At 60.5% G+C, this 4,719-nt stretch carries 11 protein-coding genes and 2 pseudogenes; all 13 read right to left on the bottom strand.

The genetic code is table 11. The features are described 5' to 3' along the window. Positions 1–102 (bottom strand): annotated as a pseudogene (locus GPT33_RS03205) (50S ribosomal protein L6); the annotation flags it as partial. A gap of 12 nt (positions 103–114) precedes the next feature. Next, positions 115–510 (bottom strand): 30S ribosomal protein S8, encoded by a 396-nt coding sequence (gene rpsH / locus GPT33_RS03210; protein ID WP_007191144.1) that lies wholly within the window; start codon positions 508–510, stop codon positions 115–117. 103 nt (positions 511–613) lie between these two features. After that, complete coding sequence (rpsN, locus tag GPT33_RS03215) at positions 614–919, bottom strand: 30S ribosomal protein S14 (RefSeq protein ID WP_296805836.1); 306 nt, start codon at positions 917–919, stop codon at positions 614–616. 10 nt (positions 920–929) lie between these two features. After that, positions 930–1,469 carry a 50S ribosomal protein L5 gene (gene rplE / locus GPT33_RS03220; RefSeq protein ID WP_296805837.1) on the bottom strand — a complete coding sequence of 180 codons (540 nt, stop codon included), beginning with the start codon at positions 1,467–1,469 and terminating at the stop codon, positions 930–932. Between the two features lie 14 nt (positions 1,470–1,483). Beyond that, entirely contained in the window at positions 1,484–1,801 is a 318-nt protein-coding gene (gene rplX / locus GPT33_RS03225) for a 50S ribosomal protein L24 (protein WP_120795548.1), read from the bottom strand. 13 nt (positions 1,802–1,814) lie between these two features. Next, positions 1,815–2,183: a 50S ribosomal protein L14 gene (gene rplN, locus GPT33_RS03230; protein ID WP_007191148.1), complete on the bottom strand. Its 369-nt coding sequence runs from the start codon at positions 2,181–2,183 to the stop codon at positions 1,815–1,817. A 90-nt stretch (positions 2,184–2,273) separates the two neighbouring features. Beyond that, on the bottom strand, positions 2,274–2,546 hold the full coding sequence (gene rpsQ / locus GPT33_RS03235) for a 30S ribosomal protein S17 (protein ID WP_296805838.1): 273 nt from the start codon (positions 2,544–2,546) through the stop codon (positions 2,274–2,276). Then, on the bottom strand, positions 2,543–2,743 hold the full coding sequence (gene rpmC / locus GPT33_RS03240) for a 50S ribosomal protein L29 (RefSeq protein ID WP_296805839.1): 201 nt from the start codon (positions 2,741–2,743) through the stop codon (positions 2,543–2,545). Before rpmC ends, rpsQ begins: the two co-directional genes overlap by 4 nt. Beyond that, positions 2,743–3,156, bottom strand: coding sequence for a 50S ribosomal protein L16 (rplP, locus tag GPT33_RS03245; protein WP_296805840.1), 414 nt, complete (start codon positions 3,154–3,156; stop codon positions 2,743–2,745). The genes rpmC and rplP overlap by 1 nt, the downstream gene beginning before the upstream one ends. A gap of 3 nt (positions 3,157–3,159) precedes the next feature. Then, a complete protein-coding gene (gene rpsC, locus GPT33_RS03250) occupies positions 3,160–3,837 on the bottom strand; it encodes a 30S ribosomal protein S3 (RefSeq protein WP_120795551.1) in 678 nt (225 codons plus the stop codon). A 10-nt stretch (positions 3,838–3,847) separates the two neighbouring features. Beyond that, positions 3,848–4,180: a 50S ribosomal protein L22 gene (rplV, locus tag GPT33_RS03255; protein ID WP_007191153.1), complete on the bottom strand. Its 333-nt coding sequence runs from the start codon at positions 4,178–4,180 to the stop codon at positions 3,848–3,850. Positions 4,181–4,192: 12 nt separating this feature from the next. Then, a complete protein-coding gene (gene rpsS, locus GPT33_RS03260) occupies positions 4,193–4,471 on the bottom strand; it encodes a 30S ribosomal protein S19 (protein WP_007191154.1) in 279 nt (92 codons plus the stop codon). Positions 4,472–4,490: 19 nt separating this feature from the next. After that, positions 4,491–4,719 (bottom strand): annotated as a pseudogene (locus GPT33_RS03265) (50S ribosomal protein L2); the annotation flags it as partial.

Below are 4,719 nucleotides of genomic sequence, written 5' to 3' on the forward strand. Positions count from 1 at the left end.
AGCCATGGTCCCCTTGGAACCCTTGACCGTGACGTCCTGGCCCGATATTTCGACCGTCACACCTTTCGGTACGACAATCGCAGCCTTTGCGACTCGTGACATGATCGGATCCTCTTAAGCGACGTAGGCGATGATCTCGCCACCGTGCCCCGCCTCGCGGGCGGCACGGTCGGTCATCAAGCCTTTGGACGTGGAGACGATCGCGATCCCGAGTCCCGCCCAGACTTTAGGCAGGTCGTCCTTGCCGCGGTAGATCCGCAGGCCGGGACGCGAGACACGGGTGAGTTGCTCGATCACGGGTTTACCCCGGAAATACTTGAGCTTGACTACCAACTCGGGCTTGTTGCCATTCGCCTCGACTGTCGCGTCGGCGATATAACCCTCGGCTTTGAGGAGGTTCGCAATCGCGACCTTCTGCTTTGACGAAGGCATCGCGATCGTGATCTTGCCGCGCTGCTGGCCGTTGCGGATACGCGTCAGCATATCCGCAATCGGATCCGACATACTCATGAGCTTCTCCGGGGGTCAGACCACCTCGTCGGTGCGATACCCGTCAGGTTTAAATAAACCGATACAGCCTGGTTGACCGTAACGGTAGGGGTCGAACGGTGTGCTACCAACTGGCCTTCACGACGCCGGGCGCGTCACCGCGCATCACGGCCTCGCGGATCTTGTTGCGCGAGAGCCCGAACTTGCGATAGACGGCATGCGGCCGCCCGCTGATCCGGCATCGGCGCTGTTGACGTGTCGGACCGGCGTCGCGCGGGAGCTGCTGCAACTTGGCCAGCGCCTCTTCGATCTGCTCGCCACTTGCACTGCGGTCATTGATCACCGCCTTAAGGGCGGTACGTTTGACCGCGAAACGGGCTGCGATCAGGGTGCGCTTACGATCTCGCGCGATCATGCTTTTTTTCGCCATCGTATCGGCCTCAGGTGCGGAATGGGAAGTTGAACGCCTCGAGCAGCGCACGCCCTTCCTCGTCCGTCCGCGCCGTCGTCGTGATGGTGATATCCAGACCCCGCAGCGTATCGATTTTGTCGTAATCGATCTCGGGGAAGATGATCTGCTCGCGCACGCCCATCGAGTAGTTGCCGCGTCCGTCGAACGCCTTCGCGCTTAGCCCGCGGAAATCGCGGATACGCGGGATGGCAACGCTGACCAGACGATCCAGAAACTCGTACATCCGTTCCCGACGCAGCGTCACCTTGCAGCCGATCGGCCATCCCTCGCGGATCTTGAACCCTGCAACGGACTTGCGCGCAAAGGTCACGATCGGCTGCTGGCCGGCGATGAGTCGCAGGTCGGCCACGGCGTTGTCCATGACCTTCTTGTCCGCGATCGCCTCGCCGACACCCATATTGAGGGTGATCTTCTCGATCCGCGGAACCTGCATCACGCTCTTGAAGCCGAAGCGCTCGCGCAGCTGCCCGACGACGCGGTCCTGGTAATCTTTCTGTAGTCTGGTCATCTCGTTTCCTTCGGTCAGACGTCGACGACTTCGCCGTCCGACTTGAATACGCGAACCTTTCGGCCGTCTTCGAGAATCTTGAAACCGACTCGATCCGGACCGCCTTTCTGCGGGTTGTAGAGCGCAACGTTCGACACCTGAATCGGCATCACCTTGTCGACGATGCCGCCCGGCTCGCCGGCCTGCGGGTTCGCCTTCTGGTGCTTCCGGGCGATGTTGATGTTCTCGACGACCACATGGTCCTTGTCGAGCACCTTCAGCACCGTGCCTCGCTTGCCCTTGTCTTTACCGGTGATGACCATGACGTCGTCACCTTTCTTGATCTTCTGCATCTCTCCCGGCCCCCTAAAGAACTTCAGGCGCAAGCGAGATGATCTTCATGAACCGCTCGCCGCGGAGCTCACGCGTCACGGGCCCGAAGATACGAGTCCCGATCGGTTGGAGCTGGTTGTTCAAGAGAACGGCTGCGTTGCCGTCGAAACGAACGGTGGAGCCGTCCGGCCGACGCACGCCCTTACGCGTCCGCACCACGACGGCGTTGTAGACGTCGCCTTTTTTGACCTTGCCGCGCGGGATGGCGTCCTTGACGGTCACCTTGATCACATCGCCGATACCCGCGTAACGCCGATGCGATCCGCCGAGCACCTTGATGCACTGCACCCGCCGTGCGCCGCTGTTGTCGGCGACACTGAGATCGGTCTGCATCTGAATCATTGTTGTTTACCTAAACCTGTTGTGCTGCCCGGATGACCTGCTTTCTCGGCATCGACTGCCACGCTGTCTGCGAGACGACGACGACGGGTCTCAACGGGCCTTTTCGATAATCTCGATCAAACGCCATGTCTTGGTCTTGGACAGCGGACGACATTGCTCCACACGAACCAAATCACCCGCGGAGCACGCGTTCTCTTCGTCATGGGCGTGAATCTTGGTCGAGCGGCGCATGAACTTGCCGTACAACGGATGCTTGACCTTGCGCTCGATGAGTACCGTAATCGTCTTGTCCATCGCGCTGCTGGTCACGCGTCCGTCGAGCGTGCGATTGCTGCTCGGGTTATTGACGGTTTCTTCGCTCATGACGTGGCCCTCGCCTTGTGCTCGCCCATAATCGTCTTCACGCGGGCGATCTCCCGACGCACGGCCTTCATTTGCGAGGGCTTCGACAATTGTCCGGTGCCCCTCTGCATCCGCAGGTTGAATTGCTCGCGCAACAGGTTCATCAGCTCTTTCTCAAGCTCTTCAGGGCTGCGTGTTCTTAGCTCGTTCGCCTTCATCACAAGATCGTCCGTCTCTCAAAGGTGGTCTGCACAGGGAGCTTGGCCGCGGCCAACTCAAACGCCTCGCGAGCCAGCTCTTCGGTCACGCCCTCGATCTCGTAGAGGACCCGACCCGGCTGAATCAGAGCCACCCAATACTCGACGTTACCCTTACCTTTACCCATACGCACTTCGAGCGGTTTCTTGGATACCGGCTTGTCGGGGAAGACGCGAATCCAGAGCTTCCCGCCGCGCTTGACCTTTCTCGTGATGGCACGTCGCGCGGCTTCGATCTGGCGCGCCGTTAGACGGCCTCGACCAACCGCCTTCAGCCCAAAGTCGCCGAAGCTGACCTTGTTGCCGCTTTGCGCAAGACCGCGGTTGCGGCCTTTGTGCTGTTTGCGGAATTTTGTACGTTTTGGTTGCAGCATGACTTATCCCCTTCTTGCGGACGCCTTCGGCGCCGGTTCCTCGGGGATCTGATCACCGAACACCTCGCCTTTGAAGATCCAAACCTTCACCCCGATCACGCCGTAGGTGGTACGGGCCTCGGCGAAGCCATAGTCGATGTCGGCACGCAGCGTATGCAAAGGGACGCGGCCCTCGCGCGCCCATTCCGTGCGCGCAATCTCGGCTCCGTTCAGGCGACCGGCGACGTTGACACGTACACCCTCGGCCCCGAGTCGCATGGTGTTCTGAATCGCACGCTTCATGGCGCGGCGGAACATGATGCGGCGCTCGAGCTGCTGTGCAATGCCTTCGGCAACCAGCTGGGCATCCAGCTCCGGCTTGCGGATCTCCTCGATGCTGATGTGAACCGGGATCCCCATCATCTTGGAGACCTTGGCACGCAGCTTATCGATATCCTCGCCCTTCTTGCCGATCACCACACCCGGTCGTGCCGTATGAATGGTGATATGAGCATTCTTCGCGGGTCGGTCGATCTGAATCCGACTTACCGAAGCCTTGGCCAATTCCTTGCGCAGGAAAGAGCGGACCTCGATGTCGGTATTCAGGAAATTCGCATAGTCCTTCGACGTTGCGTACCACTTCGAGGTCCAGTCCTTGACGATGCCAAGGCGGATGCCGGTCGGATGAACTTTCTGTCCCATACTGGTCCCCTTAGCCTTCCGCTACGGTCAGCCGAATGTGGCTGGTGCGTTTCATAATCCGATTCGCACGACCCTTGGCACGGGGGCGAATCCGCTTCATGGTCGGCCCCTCGTCCACTTGGATCGACGCGACCTTCAGCTCGTCGATGTCCGCGCCCTCGTTGTGCTCGGCATTGGCAACCGCCGACTCCAAGACCTTTTTGATGATCTGCGCACTCTTTTGTGTGCTGAAGGTCAAGGTGTTCAGGGCCTCTTCGACGTCGCGCCCGCGGATCATGTCCGCGATCAACCGGGCCTTTTGGGCCGAGACCCGTGCATATTTCAGTGTTGCTTCGGCTCGCATCCCCATCTCCGGCTAGCGCTTCTTCGCCTTGCGGTCGGCGGCATGTCCCCGGTAGGTCCGGGTCAATGCAAACTCGCCGAGCTTGTGGCCGATCATGTTTTCGTTGACGAGCACCGGCACGTGCAGACGCCCGTTGTGGACCGCAATGGTCAACCCAACCATCTCGGGCAGCACCATGGAACGGCGTGACCAAGTCTTGATGGGGCGCTTGCTGTTTTGCGCGACCGCCTCCTCGACCTTCTTGATCAGATGGTGGTCGACAAAGGGTCCTTTTCGAATCGAACGTGGCACTTGCTCAACCTCGCCTTGTTTACTTGCGTCCGCGACGTCGGACGATCATCGCGTCGGTCCGCTTGTTCTTGCGCGTCTTGTGACCCTTGGTCGGCACGCCCCAAGGTGTCACCGGGTGGCGCCCGCCGGAGGTGCGGCCTTCGCCGCCGCCGTGCGGATGATCAACCGGGTTCATGACCACCCCGCGGACGGTCGGCCGTACACCCCGCCAGCGCGACGCACCGGCTTTGCCGAGCTTGCGCAGAGAG

Source organism: Thiocapsa sp. (genome assembly GCF_011390875.1).
GTDB lineage: Bacteria > Pseudomonadota > Gammaproteobacteria > Chromatiales > Chromatiaceae > Thiocapsa.

Coding starts and splice junctions, on each gene's coding strand:
- rplV (WP_007191153.1), bottom strand. CDS start 4,180: ATGCGAGCCGAAGCAACACTGAAATATGCACGGGTCTCGGCCCAAAAG.
- rplN (WP_007191148.1), bottom strand. CDS start 2,183: ATGATTCAGATGCAGACCGATCTCAGTGTCGCCGACAACAGCGGCGCA.
- rpsC (WP_120795551.1), bottom strand. CDS start 3,837: ATGGGACAGAAAGTTCATCCGACCGGCATCCGCCTTGGCATCGTCAAG.
- rplE (WP_296805837.1), bottom strand. CDS start 1,469: ATGACCAGACTACAGAAAGATTACCAGGACCGCGTCGTCGGGCAGCTG.
- rpsN (WP_296805836.1), bottom strand. CDS start 919: ATGGCGAAAAAAAGCATGATCGCGCGAGATCGTAAGCGCACCCTGATC.
- rpsH (WP_007191144.1), bottom strand. CDS start 510: ATGAGTATGTCGGATCCGATTGCGGATATGCTGACGCGTATCCGCAAC.
- rpmC (WP_296805839.1), bottom strand. CDS start 2,743: ATGAAGGCGAACGAGCTAAGAACACGCAGCCCTGAAGAGCTTGAGAAA.
- rplX (WP_120795548.1), bottom strand. CDS start 1,801: ATGCAGAAGATCAAGAAAGGTGACGACGTCATGGTCATCACCGGTAAA.
- rpsQ (WP_296805838.1), bottom strand. CDS start 2,546: ATGAGCGAAGAAACCGTCAATAACCCGAGCAGCAATCGCACGCTCGAC.
- rplP (WP_296805840.1), bottom strand. CDS start 3,156: ATGCTGCAACCAAAACGTACAAAATTCCGCAAACAGCACAAAGGCCGC.